15 protein-coding genes are annotated in these 16865 nt (G+C 71.1%); 10 read left to right on the plus strand and 5 right to left on the minus strand.

Features of this window, described 5'->3' with window-relative positions; translation table 11 throughout:
* The first annotated feature begins 30 nt into the window (after positions 1-30).
* The 3 genes from M8R19_RS01940 (at position 31) to M8R19_RS01950 (ending at position 7105) form a co-directional block, all read left to right on the plus strand.
* Positions 31-4512 carry a PAS domain S-box protein gene (locus M8R19_RS01940; RefSeq protein ID WP_249916858.1) on the plus strand — a complete coding sequence of 1494 codons (4482 nt, stop codon included), beginning with the start codon at positions 31-33 and terminating at the stop codon, positions 4510-4512.
* A gap of 116 nt (positions 4513-4628) precedes the next feature.
* Positions 4629-5798 carry a GGDEF domain-containing protein gene (locus M8R19_RS01945; RefSeq protein WP_249916859.1) on the plus strand — a complete coding sequence of 390 codons (1170 nt, stop codon included), beginning with the start codon at positions 4629-4631 and terminating at the stop codon, positions 5796-5798.
* Positions 5799-6205: 407 nt separating this feature from the next.
* Complete coding sequence (locus tag M8R19_RS01950) at positions 6206-7105, plus strand: bestrophin family protein (protein WP_043271761.1); 900 nt, start codon at positions 6206-6208, stop codon at positions 7103-7105.
* Between the two features lie 42 nt (positions 7106-7147).
* Here the strand turns inward: M8R19_RS01950 and moaB are convergent, their stop codons facing one another.
* Complete coding sequence (moaB, locus tag M8R19_RS01955; RefSeq protein ID WP_116423302.1) at positions 7148-7687, minus strand: molybdenum cofactor biosynthesis protein B; 540 nt, start codon at positions 7685-7687, stop codon at positions 7148-7150.
* Positions 7688-7990: 303 nt separating this feature from the next.
* Between moaB and M8R19_RS01960 the strand changes: the two genes are divergently transcribed.
* A complete protein-coding gene (locus M8R19_RS01960; RefSeq protein WP_249916860.1) occupies positions 7991-8890 on the plus strand; it encodes a LysR family transcriptional regulator in 900 nt (299 codons plus the stop codon).
* A 28-nt stretch (positions 8891-8918) separates the two neighbouring features.
* The gene (locus M8R19_RS01965; RefSeq protein ID WP_116423301.1) at positions 8919-9080 is read left to right on the plus strand and encodes a DUF2474 family protein; all 162 of its coding nucleotides are present in this window, start codon (positions 8919-8921) and stop codon (positions 9078-9080) included.
* A gap of 7 nt (positions 9081-9087) precedes the next feature.
* Here M8R19_RS01965 and M8R19_RS01970 read toward each other — a convergent pair whose 3' ends face one another.
* The 4 genes from M8R19_RS01970 to M8R19_RS01985 form a co-directional block, all read right to left on the minus strand.
* Positions 9088-9486, minus strand: coding sequence for a DUF1801 domain-containing protein (locus M8R19_RS01970; protein WP_249916861.1), 399 nt, complete (start codon positions 9484-9486; stop codon positions 9088-9090).
* Between the two features lie 84 nt (positions 9487-9570).
* The gene (locus tag M8R19_RS01975; RefSeq protein WP_009622530.1) at positions 9571-10305 is read right to left on the minus strand and encodes a PAS domain-containing protein; all 735 of its coding nucleotides are present in this window, start codon (positions 10303-10305) and stop codon (positions 9571-9573) included.
* Positions 10306-10317: 12 nt separating this feature from the next.
* Positions 10318-10944, minus strand: coding sequence for a response regulator (locus M8R19_RS01980; protein ID WP_009622532.1), 627 nt, complete (start codon positions 10942-10944; stop codon positions 10318-10320).
* A complete protein-coding gene (locus M8R19_RS01985; RefSeq protein ID WP_249916862.1) occupies positions 10913-12043 on the minus strand; it encodes a sensor histidine kinase in 1131 nt (376 codons plus the stop codon). Before M8R19_RS01985 ends, M8R19_RS01980 begins: the two co-directional genes overlap by 32 nt.
* A gap of 244 nt (positions 12044-12287) precedes the next feature.
* Here M8R19_RS01985 and M8R19_RS01990 point away from each other — a divergent pair, with 244 nt between their 5' ends.
* Genes M8R19_RS01990 through purU form a run of 5 tightly spaced genes read left to right on the plus strand, consistent with a single transcriptional unit; the run spans position 12288 to position 16842 of the window.
* Positions 12288-12818, plus strand: a complete 531-nt coding sequence (locus M8R19_RS01990; protein ID WP_249916863.1) for a dimethylamine monooxygenase subunit DmmA family protein — start codon at positions 12288-12290, stop codon at positions 12816-12818.
* Positions 12815-13741 (plus strand): PDR/VanB family oxidoreductase, encoded by a 927-nt coding sequence (locus M8R19_RS01995; RefSeq protein WP_249916864.1) that lies wholly within the window; start codon positions 12815-12817, stop codon positions 13739-13741. Before M8R19_RS01990 ends, M8R19_RS01995 begins: the two co-directional genes overlap by 4 nt.
* A gap of 10 nt (positions 13742-13751) precedes the next feature.
* Entirely contained in the window at positions 13752-14768 is a 1017-nt protein-coding gene (locus M8R19_RS02000) for a heme-dependent oxidative N-demethylase family protein (protein WP_249916865.1), read from the plus strand.
* Between the two features lie 32 nt (positions 14769-14800).
* Complete coding sequence (locus M8R19_RS02005) at positions 14801-15931, plus strand: aminomethyl transferase family protein (RefSeq protein WP_249916866.1); 1131 nt, start codon at positions 14801-14803, stop codon at positions 15929-15931.
* A gap of 53 nt (positions 15932-15984) precedes the next feature.
* Complete coding sequence (purU, locus tag M8R19_RS02010) at positions 15985-16842, plus strand: formyltetrahydrofolate deformylase (protein WP_043313401.1); 858 nt, start codon at positions 15985-15987, stop codon at positions 16840-16842.
* Positions 16843-16865 lie beyond the last annotated feature (23 nt).

Below are 16865 nucleotides of genomic sequence, written 5' to 3' on the forward strand. Positions count from 1 at the left end.
CACGGGCACCACCGCAACGGGAAGGATCGGGTGAAGACGACACCGGGCAACCTCAGGTTCAACCGCTGGTCCTGGGCCGTCCTGGCCCTGGGCGTGCTCTGCTCGGCCCTCGGCGCCGCCCTGGTGCAGCGCGGCAACGAACAGCAGGCGCGCGCCGCCGTGGCCCAGGAGGCCAACCGCCTGGCCGACACCGTGCTGGCGCGCATCGAGCTGTACCAGTACGGCCTGCGCGGCGCCCGCGGCGCGGTGCTGACCGCCGGCGAGGCGCACATCAGCCGCGAGGTCTTCCACCGCTACAGCCAGACCCGCGACGTCGCCCGGGAGTTTCCCGGCGCCCGCGGCTTCGGCTTCGTCCGCCGGGTGCCGGCCGGGGCGCTCGACGACTTCCTGCGCAACGCCCGCGCCGAAGGCCGGCCGGACTTCGCCGTGCACGAGGTGAGGCCCAACCCCGGCGAGCGCTACGTCATCCAGTACATCGAACCGGAACAGCCCAACCTGGCCGCCATCGGCCTGGACGTGGCCTCCGAGCCGCGCCGCCAGCAGGCCGCCCAGGCGGCGCTGCGCACCGGGCTGCCGCGGCTCTCCGCGCCCATCACCCTGGTGCAGGCTTCCGGCGCATCCCAGCAGTCCTTCCTGATGCTGCTGCCCATCTACCGCGGCGGCGTCACCCCGGCCAGCATCGAACAGCGCGAGGCCCAGGCCATCGGCCTGAGCTACGCGCCGCTGCTGATGGGCGAGGTGCTCGACGACCTGCGCCTGGACGACGCCGCCGTGCACTTCCAGCTCGCCGACGTGACCGACGGCGAGCCCGGCGACACCTTCTACAGCAGCGCCGACGACTCCAAGGCACCGCGGCTGTACCCGCAGAGCCTGCAGCGCGACGTGTTCGGCCGCCGCTGGCAGATCGACTTCAGCGCCCACCCGGCGTTCGTCCAGCGCCTGCACCCGCTCTCCCCGCCCCTGGTGTTCGGCGCCGGCTGCCTGGGCAGCCTGCTGCTGGCCGCCCTGCTCGCGGCCACCGCGGTCAGCCGCCAGCGTCGCGCCCAGGTGCTGGAGCAGCAGGCGCGGCTGGCGGCGATCGTCGAGTCCTCCGCCGACGCCATCGCCGGCAAGAACCTGCAGGGCGAGATCACCAGCTGGAACGCCGGCGCGCAGAAGCTGCTCGGCTACGCCGCCGAGGAAGTCCTCGGGCGCCAGGCCAACGGGCTGCTGGTGCCCGCCGAACGGGTGGTCGAAGAGGAACCGCTGCTGCGCCGCGTGGCCCAGGGCGAGCGCCTGCCGCCCTTCGACACCCAGCGCCGGCACAAGGACGGCCGGCTGATCGACGTGTCGCTGAGCGCCTCGCCCATCCTCGGCCCCCATGGCGAAGTGGTGGGCACCTCGACCACGGTGCGCGACATCTCCGCGCAGAAGGCCGCCGAGGCGCGCATCCACGAGCTCAACAGCGGCCTGGAGCGCCAGGTGGCCGAGCGCACCGCCGAACTCGCCGCGGCCAACCGCCTGCTGACCGGCGTGCTGCATTCGGCCTCGGAAGTGTCGATCATCGCCACCGACGCCGGCGGCATCATCCGCATCTTCAACCGCGGCGCCGAGCGCCTGCTGGGCTACCGCGCCGAGGAACTGGTCGGCCAGGCCACCCCGCAACGCCTGCACCCGGAGGACGAAGTGGCCGCCCGCGCCGTCCAGCTGAGCGAGGAATACGGCCGCCCGGTGCCGGGCTTCCGCGCCCTGGTGCAGAAGGCCGAGGACGAAGGCGCCGAGACCCGCGAATGGACCTACCTGCGCAAGGACGGCAGCCGCGTGCCGATGAGCCTGGTGGTCACCGCCATGCGCGACGAGGCCGGCCAGGTCAGCGGCTACCTGGGCATCGCCGTCGACATCACCGAGCGCAAGGCCGCCGAGGACCGCCTGCGCCTGGCCCACGACCAACTGGCCCTGGCCGCCGAGGCGGCCGGTCTGGGCATCTGGTGGTGGCGCCCGGCCGACGACACCCTGCACTGGAACGAGCGCATGTTCGAGCTCTACCAGCAGCCGCCGGAACTCAACGGCAACGGCCTGAACATCGGCCACTGGCGCGAGCGCCTGCACCCGGACGACGCCCCGGCCACCCTCGCCAGCCTGAACTCCGCGGTGCAGGGCCAGGGCAACTACGAGCCGACCTTCCGCATCGTCCGCCCCGACGGCCAGGTGCGCTACATCCAGGCCGCCGCCCGCGTCGAGCGCGACGCCGACGGCACGCCGCTGCGCGTCACCGGCATCAACCTGGACATCACCCGCGAGCGCGAGATGCAGGCCTCGCTGCGCCAGGCCAAGGAGCAGGCCGACGCCGCCAACGCGGCCAAGTCCAGCTTCCTGGCCAACATGAGCCACGAGATCCGCACGCCGATGAACGCCGTGCTGGGCATGCTCTTCCTGGCCCGCCAGACCGAGCTGAACCCGCGCCAGCGCGACTACGTCGACAAGGCCCATTCCGCCGCCACCGCCCTGCTCGGCCTGCTCAACGACATCCTCGACTACTCCAAGATCGAGGCCGGCAAGCTGCTGCTGGAGGAACACCCCTTCGAGCTGGAGACGCTGATGCGCGACCTCGCCGTGGTGCTCTCCGGCAACCTCGGCAGCAAGGACGTCGAGATGCTCTTCGACATCGACCCCAACCTGCCCGGCAGCCTGCTGGGCGACGCCCTGCGCCTGCAGCAGATCCTCATCAACCTGGCCGGCAACGCCATCAAGTTCACCGACCACGGCCAGGTGGTGGTCAGCGTCAAACAGCTGGGCCGCGAGGGCGACCGCCTGCGCCTGCGCATCGGCGTGCGCGACAGCGGCATCGGCATCGGCCCGGCGCAGCTGCAGAGCATCTTCGACAGCTTCACCCAGGCCGAGGCCTCCACCACCCGGCGCTTCGGCGGCACCGGCCTGGGCCTGTTCATCTGCAAGCGCCTGGTGGAGTTGATGGGCGGCCGGTTGCAGGTGGAAAGCCAGTTGGGCTTCGGCAGCCGCTTCTGGTTCGACCTGGACCTGGCGGTGGTCGGCGAGCGTCCGCTGAAGGCCGGCTGCGCCGTCATCGACCGGCCGCTGCGGCTGCTGGTGGTGGACGACAACCCCAGCGCCGCCGAACTGCTGCTGCGCACCTGCGAGTCCCTGGGCTGGCAGGCCGACCAGGTCAGCGGCGGCATGCAGGCGGTGGCGCGCTACCGCGAGGCCACAGGCCAGGGCCTGAGCTACGACGTGGTGCTGATGGACTGGCGCATGCCCGACCTCGACGGCCTGCGCGCCGCGCGGCTGATCCAGCGCGAGGCCGGGGCGCACACGCCGCCGACCATCATCATGATCACCGCCTACGGCCGCGAGGTGCTGGCCGACGTGCGCGACGGCGACACCCCGCCCTTCATCGACTTCCTGACCAAGCCGGTCACCCCGCGGCAACTGGCCGACAGCGTGCAGCAGGCCCTAGCCGGCGAACCAGCCGAGCCGGCCGCGACGCCCGCCGCCGGCCCCCGGCGCCTGGCCGGGCGGCGCCTGCTGGTGGTGGAGGACAACGCGCTGAACCGCCAGGTGGCCGCCGAACTGCTGGCCAGCGAGGGCGCCGAGGTGCTGCTGGCCGAGGGCGGCCTGGAAGGCGTCGAGCAGGTGTGCCACGGCGGCGTGCCCCTGGACGCCGTGCTGATGGACGTACAGATGCCGGACATCGACGGCCTGGAGGCCACCCGGCGGATCCGCGCCGACGGCCGCTTCGCCGCCCTGCCGATCCTCGCCATGACCGCCAACGCCGCCCAGGCCGACCGCGAGGCCTGCCTGCTGGCGGGGATGAACGACCACATCGCCAAGCCGATCGACAAGGAGCACATGGTCAACCGCCTGCTGGCCCACCTGGAATCGCCGCAGCGCACCCGCGAAGCGCCGCCGCAGCTGCCGGAGGAGGACGCCATCGTCGAGAGCCGCGACAGCGTGCTGGGCCGCTTCGGCGGCGACGAGAAGCTGATCCACCGCGTGCTGCGCAGCTTCGAGCCGGAGATGGACAAGCTGCTGGGGCGCCTCGACAGCCTGCGCGGCAGCGGCGACGTGAGCGCCAGCGCCGGCCTGCTGCACACCCTCAAGGGCAGCGCCGGCACCATGGGCGCCCGTGCCCTGGCCGCGCGCTGCGCGGCCCTGGAAGCCGAGCTGCTGCGCACCCCGGCCGAGGCGCAGGCCGATGCCCTCGCCGCGCTGCCGGTGGACGAACTGCGTCAATTGCTGGCGGTGACACTGGCCGAGCTGCAGACGCTGTTCGCCGAACCGCCCAGCCTGGCCCCGGGCACGGCCACGCAGCTCAGCCGCCCGCAGGTGCGCGAGCGGGTGGGGGAAATCCTCGCCCTGCTGGAGTCGGGCAACCTCGACGCCCTCGACCGCCTGGACGCGCTGGCCCGCCACCAGCACGCCTGGCCGCGGCAGTTCCTGCGCTTCAACGACCTGGTCCAGGCCCTGGACTTCAAGGGCGCGCTGCAGGTGGGCCGGGAGATGCTCGATGAGCTGTGAGCCGCGCGGCGGGCATGGCCGGCGTCCGCTCAAGCCGGCGGACATGTTGCCGACACACTCCTGCAGTAGCGTGCCTGGCGTGGGCCTGCGCGCGGCATCCCGATGAGGCGGGCGTCATGAGCTTACCCGAGCACCCCCTGGCCAGCAGCGAGCGGCACATCCCCGCGCACCTGCAGCCGGCCCTGCGCGCCTACGTGCTGCAGCACTACCGCGGCTTCCTGCTGGCGATCAACTTCATCGCCATGGCGGCCTACGACGCCTATGTCCTCGCCGACGCCGCGCTGATCCCGGACATGGCCCTGCAGTCGCTGCTGCTGCGCGGGGCGCTCAGCCTGGTCGGCCTGCTGAACATCTACCTGGTGTTCCGCCACAGCCGCAGCGTGCTGCTGATGGACCTGCTGATGCCGCTGCACGACATCGTCTCGGCCATCGCCTGGTTCGAACTGCTCAAGCGCAGCGCCTCGCCGGAGGTGCCCACCTTCCTCTACGCCTCGGTGGTGTTCATCGTCCTGGGCAACCTCGGCGTGCGCTATTCCTTCGCCGGCATCCTGGCCTGCTCCATCGCCATCTCGGCGGTGATCCTCGGCAACGTGGCGCTGATCCACGCCGGCGAACCCAAGGCGCTGCTGGTGTTCACCCTGGTCTACCTGCCGGTGCTGGCCTTCAGCCTGTTCATCAGCTGGACCAACATCAACGGCGTGCGCCGGGCCTTCCTCGCCGACCTGGAAGGCCAGCGCCAGCGCGCCGAACTGGCCGAGCTGAACCAGCGCCTGCAGGCCCTGGCCGCCACCGACGCGCTGACCGGCGTGGGCAACCGCCGCGCCTTCGACCTGCACCTGGAACAGAGCTGGCGGCAGATGCGCAGCCACGGCCGGCCCTTCGCCCTGCTGCTGGCCGACATCGACTACTTCAAGCCGTTCAACGACCACTACGGCCACCCCGCCGGCGACCGCTGCCTGTGCGAGGTGGCGAACTGCATGGCCGACACCCTGCGCAGCGGCCAGGCCCGGGTGTTCCGCTACGGCGGCGAGGAATTCGTCATCCTCCTGCAGGTGGCCAGCCCGCTGGAGCTGCGCCAGGTCGCCGAGCGCCTGCGCGAGCGCGTGGCGGAACTGGACATCGAGCACCTGAAGCGCCCCGACCGCCTCTGCCACCTGACCATCAGCCTGGGCGGCGGGCTGTCCGACGGCGCCGCCGAAGCGGGCGAGCTGCTCGACCGCTGCGACCGCCTGCTCTACCAGGCCAAGCAACAGGGCCGCGACCGCGTGTGCCTGGCCGGCGACTAGCCGCCGCTGCCAGTTCCCGGGCCGGGAAAGTCCCGCCGGGATAGTTCGCTAAACGTTATTCCAGGCGAACTTTCCAGGGCCCGCTGCAATTGAAAGAACGCCGTCATCCGCGGAACTTCCGACCACGCCCCCCCTGTCGGCCATCGTCCTGAAAAGCCCGTGGCAAAGCGCCCGGAGCCTGGTCGCAAGAGGCCGATAGAGCACACTTATCGGCTGGTAACCAAAAGCGATTTGACGCTCCCGGGGCGTCTCTCTAGCCTCGGCGCAAGGCTGTGAAGACAGCTCCTCCGAATACGCCGCAAGCCCTCGACCGGCCATGCCCGGGCGCGAAGGCGAACGCCACCGCCGCGCGGCCGGCGACGCTGCATGAACCCGGCGGCCGACCGCCCCCTGTCCACGGAAGTACCATGATCGTTCACCCCCAGCCCAACGTGTTCAGCGTGCTGTTCACGCTCAAGGGCTCCATCGCCAAACGCATCGCCTGGCGCAGCCTGCTGGTCACCCTGCTGGCCTCGCTGATCGTGCTGGTCGAAAGCCGCCATCCGGCACTCTTCGCGCGGGTCAGCGCCACGCCCTTCACCCTGCTGGGGCTGTCGCTGTCGATCTTCATGAGCTTCCGCAACAACGCCTGCTACGACCGCTGGTGGGAGGGCCGCAAGGCCTGGGGCCAGGTGGTCGTCGAGATGCGCTCGTTCATCCGAGAAAGCGTCGCCATCACCGACGCCGCCCTGCGCGAACGCCTGCTGCGGGCGCTCTGCGGCTATGCCCACGCGCTCAACGCGCGGCTGCGCAACGAGGACGAACTGCAGGCGGCGCGGCCCTGGCTGGCGGCCGATGCGCCGGTGGCGCTGCACAACGTCAGCGACGGCATCCTCCAGCAGATCGGCGCGGCCTGCTCGGCGCAGGCCCGGCGCAACGCCCTGGGCGAGTGGCGCTACGTCACCCTGGAGCAGCGCCTGGTCGGGCTCAGCGAGGCGCAGGCGGTGTGCGAGCGGATCAAGAGCACGCCGCTGCCCTTCCCCTACACCCTGCTGCTGCACCGCACCATCTACATCTTCTGCATCCTGCTGCCCTTCGCCATGGCCGAGCCGCTGGGCTGGATGGCGCCGCTGTTCACCACCATCGTCAGCTACACCTTCTTCGGCCTGGACGCCATCGGCAACGAGCTGGAAGACCCCTTCGGCCGCGACGAGAACGACCTGCCCCTGGACGCCGTGGTCCGCGTCATCGAGCGCGACATCCTCGGCGCCCTCGGCGAGCGCGCGCTGCCGCGGCCGCTGGAGCCTGTGGACTGCATCCTCAGCTGAAGACGGCGGCGCCCGGCGCAGAGTGCGCCGGGCGACGAGGGCTCACTGCCGCGATTCGCAGCGCTGGCCGGGCTTGAGGTGGGCGACGAAGTTGCAGGGGCGGTGGCGGGCGTCGAGCTGTTCGGCGAGGATGCCTTCCCAGGCGGTGCGGCAGGCGTTGGTGGAGCCCGGCAGGCAGCACACCAGGGTGCCGTTGGCCAGGCCGGCCAGGGCGCGGGTCTGCACGGTGGAGGTGCCGATGTCGAGGATCGAGAGGGCGCGGAACAGCTCGCCGAAGCCCTCGACCTGCTTGTCCAGCAGGCAGGCGACCGCCTCGGGGGTGCTGTCGCGGGCGGTGAAGCCGGTGCCGCCGGTCACCAGCACCACCTGGACGTCGTCGTCGGCGATCCAGGCGGCGACCTGGGCGCGGATCCTGTAGAGGTCGTCCTTGAGCAGCACGCGGGCCGCCAGGCGGTGGCCGATCTCCACGCTGCGGCTGGCCAGCAGTTCGCCGGACGTGTCGTTGTCGAAGGTCCGGGTATCGCTGACGGTCAGCACGGCAATATTCAGCGGAACGAATTCCGCATTGGGTTTGACGCTCACGCCCTTGTCTCCGCGAAATTGAACTCGCAGCCACGCTAGAGACAAACCCCTACCCCGTCCAATCGATATGGCAGACCGGGTGATCGACGCCCTCTATCGGCGCCGGCGACCTTTCGCGGCGCGATAAGGCCGGCCTATCGGGCGGTCGGCAGCAACGATTGGACGCCGCCCGCCGCGCCCGGTAACGTGCCGCTCATCCGCGTTCCCACGACAAGACCGACGGCGCCGCGCCGCACGTTCGGCTACATACTGATAAATGACGCCGGCCAGGCCTTGGCCCCCACTACCCGACAGGCAGCTCCCATGGACATCAAGCAGCTCAAGTTCCTCATCGCCCTGGACCAGACCCGCCACTTCGGGCAGGCTGCCGCGCTCTGCCACATCACCCAGCCCACGCTGTCCATGCGCCTGCGCAATCTCGAAGACGAGCTGGACCTGATGCTGGTGACCCGCGGCCAGCGCTTCGAGGGCTTCACCGAGGCCGGCGAGCGCATCCTGGCCTGGGCCCGCACCCTGCTGGCCGCCTACGACGGCCTGCAGGCCGAGGCCGCCAGCTGCCGCGGGCAACTGGTGGGCAGCCTGCGCCTGGGCCTGGTGCCGCTGTCCAGCTTCAACCCGATGCAGGTGCTCAAGCCGCTGTCCCAGCGCTACCCGGAGCTGCAGTTCCAGCTATCGTCGATGAGCTCGGAGCAGATCATCGACGGCCTCAGCCGCAACCAGCTGGACCTGGGCATCTGCTACCTCGACCAGGTCAACACCACCTACTTCGAAGTGCTGGAACTGGCCACCACCACCATGGGCCTGCTGCACGACGTGCGGCACTTCCAGTTCGAGGACGGCGAGCTCAAGTGGGACAAGCTCAACGACCTGCCCCTGGGGCTGCTGAGCAAGGGCATGCACTACCGCCAGTCCGTCGACCTGAGCTTCCGCAGCCGCGGCATGGACCCGCTGCCGGTGCTGGAGAGCGACTCCACCTTCCAGCTGATCCAGGCCATCGGCGAAGGCATGTGCTGCGCCATCATGCCGCTGAACTGCGGCCTGGAAACCCTCAGCGAGCACCTGCGCATCACCCCCATCGCCGGCGCCAGCATCCACAGCCCCATCGGCCTGCTGCAGCGGCGCACCGAGCCGCGCTCGGCCCTGGCGGAGAAATGCTTCGCCGAGGCGCGCACCATCCTCGCCGGCGAAAGCCCGGCCGAATGAGCCACTGAAACCCAGCCACGGAGCCCACATGAGCCCTACCCCGAACCCCGCGCCGCAGCAGCCGAGCCAGCCCCTGCGCAAGCAACTGCTGTGGCTGCTCACCCTGTGGCTGGGCGGCGTCGGCAGCGTGCTGCTGGCCGCCGAGGCGATCCGCCTGGCCATGGCCGCCGCCGGCCTCAAGACTCACTGACGCGCCGCTAGCCGCGGCGCTTCGCCAGGTTCGCCGCCACGGCCGCGCGGATCAGCGCGCGAAACGCCGCCTCGTCCAGCGCGTCGCCCTCATGGATATCGATGGCCCGCCGCGTCGTACCTTCGAGGCTGGCATTGAACAACCCCGCCGGGTCCTCCAGCGCCGCGCCCCTGGCGAAGGTCAACTTCACCACCTGCTTGTAGGTCTCGCCGGTGCAGAGGATGCCGCCCCGCGACCACACCGGCACGCCCCGCCACTTCCACTGCTCGACCACCTCCGGCTCGGCCTCGCGCACCAGCGCCCGCACCCGCGCCAGCACCTCGCCGCGCCAGTCGCCCAGCTCGGCGATCCGCGCGCTGATCAGGGCGCTGGCGTCGTCCGCCGCCACAGGCTTGTCTTCGCTCATCGCATTCGTCCTCGCGCGCGCCGGCGGCCGCCGGCATGACCGCTTGAGTATCGACCAGGTACGGGCCCGCGGCAGGCGAAATCGTCACGTCGGCGGCGGTGCTCCCACCTCGAAGATGGCCCCCTCGATGCCGAGCACCTCGCCGGTGTCGGCATAGATGCCCACGCCCTTTTCCCAGACGTTCTTGATCCGCCCGTCGGCGCAGCGGATGCGGTAGGTCAGCTCGTAGGGCTCGCGGCGCAGCAGGGCCTGCTGCACGCCGGCCCAGACGTATTCGGCGTATTCCTCGAGGATCAGCGTGCTGTAGCTGTGTTCGTAGGTGTCGGTGAGGTAGTGCGCCGGGTAGCCGGTGAGCTGCAGGCAGCCGGCGCTGACGAATTCCATGGTCCACTGGCGGTTGTTGCGCCCGCGGTAGATCAGCCCGGGCAGGCCGTCGAGCAGGCTGGCGGCGCCGCGCCGGCTGGCCTCCAGGCGGGCGTCCTGGCGGCGCTGGCTGGTGGCGTCGCTGAGCGACAGGTAGAGCGTCTCGGCGTCGCCGTCCAGCTGCACGTCGAACCAGCGCAGGCGCCCGTGGGCATCGATGAAGCGCAGGCACTGCCGCGCGCCGTCGCCCTGGCGGGCCTGGCGCAGCACCGCGCGCCAGCCGGGCAGGTCCTCCTGGTGCAGGCAGGCGGCCAGTTCCTCGCCCAGGCCGCTGTCGCCCATCAACAGGCGCCAGGCGCGGTTGGCCCGGCGGATGCGGCCGCGGCCGTCCAGGCGCAGCAGCGCCACCGGGTAGCGGTCGCCGTCGTCGCGGCCATCGGCGAAAGGGGTTGCCATGTGCCGTCCTCCTCAGTGCGGGCCGCCGCCGCGGTGGACCCAGGCGGCCAGTTCCAGGCGCGAGCCCAGGTGGAACTTGCGCAGCAGGTTCTTCACGTAGATTTTCACGGTGCCGTCGCTGATGCCCAGCTCGCGGGCGATGCGCTTGTTGCTCAGGCCCTGGGCGATCAGCGCCAGGGTCTGGCCCTCGCGGGCGGTGAGCTCGTCCGGCGGCGCGGCCGGACCGGGCTCGGCGAGCAGCGCCACCAGGCTGCCGTCCAGCTGCACCGAGCCGCGGCCGCAGCCGCGCACGTAGTCCAGCAGCGCCTCAGGCTCGGTGTCCTTGAGCAGGTAGCCCTCGGCGCCCAGGCGCAGGGCGGCGGCCAGCTCGGCGCGGTCGGCCGAGGCGGTGAGCACTATCACCTGGCTGTCCAGCTCCAGCTGGCGCAGCTCGTCGAGCACCTGCAGACCGCCCAGGCCGGGCATGTGCAGGTCCAGCAGGATCAGCTCCGGGCTCAGCTGGCAGGCCAGGCTGATGCCCTCGCGGCCGCTGGAGGCCTGGCCGACCACGGTGAACTCGCCGCTTTCGCTGAGCAGCTCGGCCAGGCCGCGGCGGAACAGCGGGTGGTCATCGATCAGCAGCAAGGTGGCGCTGTGCATCGGCTTTCTCCTCCGGGTCGAGGGCCACGCCGGGCAGCCGCAACGCGACCCGCGTGCCCCGTGGCGGGATGGTCTTCACGCTCAGGCCGGCGCCAATGGCCAGGGCCCGTTCGCGCATGATCGACAGGCCGAAGTGGCCGGTCTCGCCGCAGGCCTGCAGGCCGACGCCGTCGTCCTCGACCGTCACCCGCAGCTCGTCCCGGGCCAGGCGCAGGTCGATGCGCGCGGTGCGCGCGTGGGAGTGGCGGACGATGTTGGCCAGCGCCTCGCGGACGATCTGCAATACCTGCAGGGCCTGCTCGTCGTCGAGCAGGCCGTCGGGCAGGCGGTTGTCCAGCTCGAAGACGATGGTGCTGCGCCGGCCGAACTCCTCCACCGAATCCAGCAGCGACTGGCGCAGGCTGCGCCCGTCCAGGCTCAGCCGGGCATTGCCGATCAGCTCGCGGACCTGGCGCTGCACCGCCTGCAGGCCGTGGCGCAATTCCTCCAGCAGCGGCGCGGCCTGCTGCGGGCGCTGCAACTGGCCCTGCAGGCGGTTCGCCTGGAAGGCCAGGAAGCCCAGCTGCTGGGCCACCGAGTCGTGCAGTTCGCGGGCCAGCAGGGTGTCCTGGCCGTGGCGCTCCAGGCGCAGCCGCGCGCGCTGGCGGGCGATGCCGTGGGCGCTGGCGGCCAGCAGCGGCAGCCAGGCCAGCAGCGCCCGGTGCTGGCGGCCGGTGAAGTCCTGCAGCGCCAGCGCAGCGTGGCCGCCCGGCTCCAGCGGCCACAGCTGCCTTGGCTCGCCACGCGCCCGGCAGGGCCGGCAGGGGCCGGCGCGCAGGGCCGGCAGGTCGCGCAATGGGCAGTCGGGCTCGGCGCAGAAGGCCGCCGGACGGCGCAGCGGCTCCGCCAGGCCGGGCTCGTCCAGCAGCAGGCAGGGCGCGGCAGCGGGGTGGGCCGCCGCCAGGTCGGCGAGCAGGCGCGCCAGCGGCGCCCAGCTGCCCGGTTCCTCCAGCAGCCCGCGCAGCAGCTCGGCCTCGGCGCGCCGTGGCGCGGACGCGACGGCCCCTGCGAGCCATCGTTGCCGCCAGCGATCCAGCCACCCCGCACGCCGTGCGCCCATGCCCAGCCCTCGTTCGCAATTGCGCTAGCGGCAGCAACTTTCATGCCCTCGGCGGGGCCTCCCCGCGGCCCTTACCCCTTTGGAGATATCACCTCCTGCGGATTGAGCGGTTATTCGCAACAGGAAAATATTTTCCCCAACGCGAAACACGAAAGTTCGCCGCCGCCAGCGCCCGGATGCGCACCAACACAAGGCCCCGCGCCTCAGGATCGGGCACGGCGGCGACCCACCCAGCGAGGAAGCCATGACCGATACCGCTCTCTGCGCCAGCGCCCCGCCGCTGCCCAGCCTGCCCCGCTACGACGCCCCGCCGCGCCTGGCCGGCGGCCAGGCGCTGCTGGTGATGCAACAGGCCGACGCCGACCAGGCCCGCGCCCTGGCCGCCCGCCTCGGGCTGGCCGCCGGCGAACTGGAACTGCTGGCCACCGACGCGCAGAACGCCCAGCGCGCCCTGCAGGAACGCCTGGCCAGCGCCAGCGTCGGCCTGCAGCTGCTGCTGTGGGGCGACGAGGCCTTCCTCTGGCCGCTGCATGCCCTGGCCCGCCAGGCCGGCCTGCGCCCCGACGAGATCCACCTGCTGCGCCAGGGCGGGGCCGCCCGCACGCTGTACTGCGTGCACTGCGGCACCTTGCAGAGCGCCGGCGCCGCCGACCATCACGACTGCCGCCAGTGCGGCGTGCGCCTGGAAGTGCGGCGGCATTTCTCCCAGCGCCTGGGCGCCTACCTGGGCGTGTGCGCCGACGCCGACCAACCCTATGCGGAGGCCCGCCCATGAGCGCCTTCTTCGACGTGCGGGTGAGCGCCGTGCGCGCCCTCACCCCGGTGATCCGCGAATTCACCTTCGAGGCCGTGGACGGCGCGCTGCCCGGCTTCTCCGCCGGCAGCCACGTGCAGCTGTGCCTGCCCAACGGCCTGCGCAACGCCTACTCGCTGCTCGGCGACCCGGCCGACGCCAGCCACTACCGCATCGCCGTGCGCCGCCAGGAAAAGTCCCGCGGCGGCTCGCGCTACCTGCACGAGCAACTGCAGGTCGGCGACCGGCTGCGCGTCGGCGCCCCGGCCAACCTGTTCGCCCTGCACGGCGAGGCGCGCCGGCACATCCTGGTGGCCGGCGGCATCGGCATCACGCCCTTCCTCGCCCACTGCCGCGAGCTGCTGCGCCGCGGCGCGGATTTCGAACTGCACTACGCCTACCGCAGCGGGATCAGCGACGCCTACCTGGGCGAGTTGCGCGAGCTGCTCGGCGAGCGCCTGCACGAATACGACGGCGCCCAGCGCGCGCTGGACCTCAACCAGCTGCTGCGCCACCGCCCGCTGGGCAGCCACGTCTACGCCTGCGGCCCGCAGCGCCTGCTGCTGGCCCTGCGCGAGCAGGCCGCGGCGCTGGGCTGGAGCGATTCGCGGGTGCACTGGGAAGCCTTCGCCGCGCCGGAACCGGGCCAGCCGTTCCGCGTGGAACTGGCGCGCAGCGGCCGCCAGCTGGAAGTGGGCGCCGAGCAGAGCCTGCTCGAAGCCCTGGAAGGCGCCGGCGTGGAGGTGCCCAGCCTGTGCCGCGGCGGGGTCTGCGGGCAGTGCCAGACGCGCTACCTCAAGGGCGAGGTGGAACACCGCGACCACTTCCTCGACGCCGGCGAACGCGCCGGCAGCCTGATGCCCTGCGTATCCCGCGGCTGCGGCCCGATCCTGCTCGACCTCTAGGAGAACCACGATGCCCACGACCCTCAAGCCGGTGGAGCGCTACCGCGAGGCCTTCAGCTTCGCCAACAGCGCGGAGGCCATCCGCCGCTTCCCGTTCCCCTTCCCGGAAGACCAGTACCAGTACTCGGTGAACATCGAGCCGGCCGTGCCGCGCGAGCCGGGTTCGGTGTTCGAGCACCTGTTCGACATCGACGAGCACTACCGCTCCGAGGTGGCCGAGCGCGCCCTGGTGCTGCAGCGCGACCCGACGCGCTGCCTGGTGATGCCGCACATGCAGCCGGCCGCCTGGGACGCCCTGGCGCTGCTGATGGAGCGCCTTTCCACCGACTACCCGCAGTACTTCCAACTGCACCGCGAGGGCGCGCAGTGGGAGTGGCGCAACCTGGTGCTGGGCATCCACCAGCGCTTCACCTACGGCGACGCCAGCAGCCTGCCCTGCGAGCCGCTGGAATACATCACCCGCCAGGTGCAGGGCGACTTCGCCCTGCTCGACCAGCGCGACGGCGACCTGTTCATGGACGCCGGCATGGTCACCGGCCCGGCCGACTGGTCGCTGGCCTTCGACGCCGGCATGAGCTTCAAGCAATGGCACTCGCCGGTGCCCATGGCGCACCAGATGGGCGTGTTCGACCGCGCCCTGAAGTACCTGCTGAACCTGCAGGTGGGCCAGCCGATGCGCCGGCTGAACTGGACCATGACCATCAACCCGCGCCTGGACACCTCGCCGGAGACCTACCACGAGTGGGGCGCCGACCGCGGCACAGTCACCGCGCAGAACGCCGGTGAGCTGGTGCACCTGCGCGTGGAGCTGCAGGTGATGGCGCGCCTGCCGCGCAGCCACGCGCTGATGTTCAGCATCCGCACCTACCTGATCAGCATGAACGAGCTGGCCACCCAGCCGCACTGGGCCCGGCGCCTGTACCGCGTGCTGCGCGACCTGCCCGAGCCGATCGCCGACTACAAGGGCCTGAGCCGCTACCGCGGCGCCCTGCTCGACTGGCTGCGGCCGTTCGATCCGCAAGCCTGAAGAACCGCCACCCACTACAAGAGGATTACCCCATGGCCAATTCCTGGCGCATCAGCGCCCTGCGTGAACGCCACCTGGCGCTTGGCTCCAAACTCGAGGACTGGAACGGCATGGGCACCGCCTGGACCTACGCCAGCGACCTCGCCGACCACCACGAGGCGATCCGCACCCGCGCAGGGCTGATGGACGTGTCCGGGCTGAAGAAGGTGCACTACGTCGGCCCCCACGCCGAGAGCCTGCTGGACTGGGCCACCACCCGCGACATCTCCAAGCTCTACCCGGGCAAGTCGGTGTACGCCTGCATGCTCGACGAGGACGGCAAGTTCGCCGACGACTGCATCGTCTACCGCACCGGCCCCAACGCCTTCATGGTGGTGCACGGCGCCGGCGTCGGCCACGAGATGCTCATTCGCTCGGCCCAGGGCCGGCAGGTGGCGGTGCTGTTCGACGACGACCTGCACGACCTGTCGCTGCAGGGCCCGCTGGCGGTGGACTTCCTCGCCAGGCACGTGCCGGGCATCCGCGAGCTGCCCTACTTCCACCACCTGCAGGGCAAGCTGTTCGGGCATCCGGTGATGATCTCGCGCACCGGCTACACCGGCGAGCGCGGCTACGAGATCTTCTGCAAGGCCGCCGACGCCCCGGCCATCTGGGACGGCATCCTCGAACAGGGCGAGGACCTGGGCATCATCCCCTGCGCCTTCACCGCCCTGGACTGGCTGCGGGTGGAGAGCTACCTGCTGTTCTACCCCTACGACAACTCGCAGATGTACCCCTTCGCCGACGAGAAGGCCGGCGACAGCCTCTGGGAGCTGGGCCTGGACTTCACCGTATCGCCCGGCAAGCAGGACTTCCGCGGCGCCGGCGAGCACTACCGGCTCAAGGGCCAGGAGCGCTTCCGCATCTTCGGCGTGCTGCTCGACGGCGAGCAGGCCGCCCAGGCCGGCGACACCCTGTGGCACGCCGGCCAGGAGGTCGGCCTCATCACCTGCGCCATGTACTCGCGGCTGACCGGCCGCTCCATGGCCATCGCCCGGCTGAGCACCGACTGCGCCGAACAGGGCGTGCCGCTGCAGGTGCGCGGCAGCCTGCAGGCCGGCGCCATCGCCCACACCCTGCCCTTCGACGACCCCGAGAAGAAGAAGCGCACCGCCAAGGGCTGAGCCCTGCCCGCCCGGCGCGCCGGGCGGCCTTCCACCCCGCTGCGAGACCGAACATGGACACCCACTACATCCTCACCATCGACTGCCCGGCGCGTTCCGGGATAGTCGCCGCCGTCAGCACCTACCTGGCCGGGCGGCAGTGCTACATCAGCGAGCTGTCGCAGTTCGACGACGAGATCACCGGGCGCTTCTTCATGCGCGCCGTGTTCCGCTTCGACGCCGACGCCAAGGGCGACATCCAGGCCCTGCGCGACGGCTTCGAGGACGTCGCCGTGCCCTTCGACATGCACTGGCAGCTGTTCGACGGCCAGCGGCCGATGCGCGTGCTGCTGATGGTCAGCAAGTTCGACCATTGCCTGGCCGACCTGCTGTACCGCCACGCCAAGGGTGAGCTGGAGATGCAGATCACCGCCATCGTCTCCAACCACCTCGACCTGCGCCCCATGGCCGAGCGCGAAGGCATCCGCTTCATCTACCTGCCGGTCACCAGGGACACCAAGGCCCAGCAGGAAGCCGAGCTGCTGAAGATAGTCGCCGAGACCGGCACCGAACTGGTGGTGCTCGCCCGCTACATGCAGATTCTCTCCGACGACCTCTGCAAACAGCTCTCCGGCAAGGCCATCAACATCCACCACTCGTTCCTCCCCGGCTTCAAGGGCGCCAAGCCCTACCACCAGGCCTACGAGCGCGGCGTGAAGCTGATCGGCGCCACCGCGCATTACGTGACCTCCGATCTCGACGAGGGCCCGATCATCGAGCAGGAAGTGCAGCGCGTGGACCACGCCTACAGCCCCGAGGCGCTGGTCGCCATCGGCCGCGACACCGAGACCGTGGCCCTGTCGCGGGCGCTCAAGTACCACCTGCAACACCGCGTGTTCATCAACCGCGACAAGACCGTGATCTTCTCCTGACAACTACGAACGTGGAGCACCGG

The organism is Pseudomonas sp. R3.Fl (assembly GCF_023516765.1).
Lineage (GTDB): Bacteria > Pseudomonadota > Gammaproteobacteria > Pseudomonadales > Pseudomonadaceae > Pseudomonas > Pseudomonas citronellolis.

What these genes read in the sequence shown, in the direction of transcription:
- M8R19_RS01945 (WP_249916859.1), top strand. Translation starts at nt 4,629, where the DNA reads ATGAGCTTACCCGAGCACCCCCTGGCCAGCAGCGAGCGGCACATCCCC.
- M8R19_RS01950 (WP_043271761.1), top strand. Translation starts at nt 6,206, where the DNA reads ATGATCGTTCACCCCCAGCCCAACGTGTTCAGCGTGCTGTTCACGCTC.
- M8R19_RS01960 (WP_249916860.1), top strand. Translation starts at nt 7,991, where the DNA reads ATGGACATCAAGCAGCTCAAGTTCCTCATCGCCCTGGACCAGACCCGC.
- M8R19_RS01965 (WP_116423301.1), top strand. Translation starts at nt 8,919, where the DNA reads ATGAGCCCTACCCCGAACCCCGCGCCGCAGCAGCCGAGCCAGCCCCTG.
- M8R19_RS01970 (WP_249916861.1), bottom strand. Translation starts at nt 9,486, where the DNA reads ATGAGCGAAGACAAGCCTGTGGCGGCGGACGACGCCAGCGCCCTGATC.
- M8R19_RS01975 (WP_009622530.1), bottom strand. Translation starts at nt 10,305, where the DNA reads ATGGCAACCCCTTTCGCCGATGGCCGCGACGACGGCGACCGCTACCCG.
- M8R19_RS01980 (WP_009622532.1), bottom strand. Translation starts at nt 10,944, where the DNA reads ATGCACAGCGCCACCTTGCTGCTGATCGATGACCACCCGCTGTTCCGC.
- M8R19_RS01985 (WP_249916862.1), bottom strand. Translation starts at nt 12,043, where the DNA reads ATGGGCGCACGGCGTGCGGGGTGGCTGGATCGCTGGCGGCAACGATGG.
- M8R19_RS01990 (WP_249916863.1), top strand. Translation starts at nt 12,288, where the DNA reads ATGACCGATACCGCTCTCTGCGCCAGCGCCCCGCCGCTGCCCAGCCTG.
- M8R19_RS01995 (WP_249916864.1), top strand. Translation starts at nt 12,815, where the DNA reads ATGAGCGCCTTCTTCGACGTGCGGGTGAGCGCCGTGCGCGCCCTCACC.
- M8R19_RS02000 (WP_249916865.1), top strand. Translation starts at nt 13,752, where the DNA reads ATGCCCACGACCCTCAAGCCGGTGGAGCGCTACCGCGAGGCCTTCAGC.
- M8R19_RS02005 (WP_249916866.1), top strand. Translation starts at nt 14,801, where the DNA reads ATGGCCAATTCCTGGCGCATCAGCGCCCTGCGTGAACGCCACCTGGCG.
- purU (WP_043313401.1), top strand. Translation starts at nt 15,985, where the DNA reads ATGGACACCCACTACATCCTCACCATCGACTGCCCGGCGCGTTCCGGG.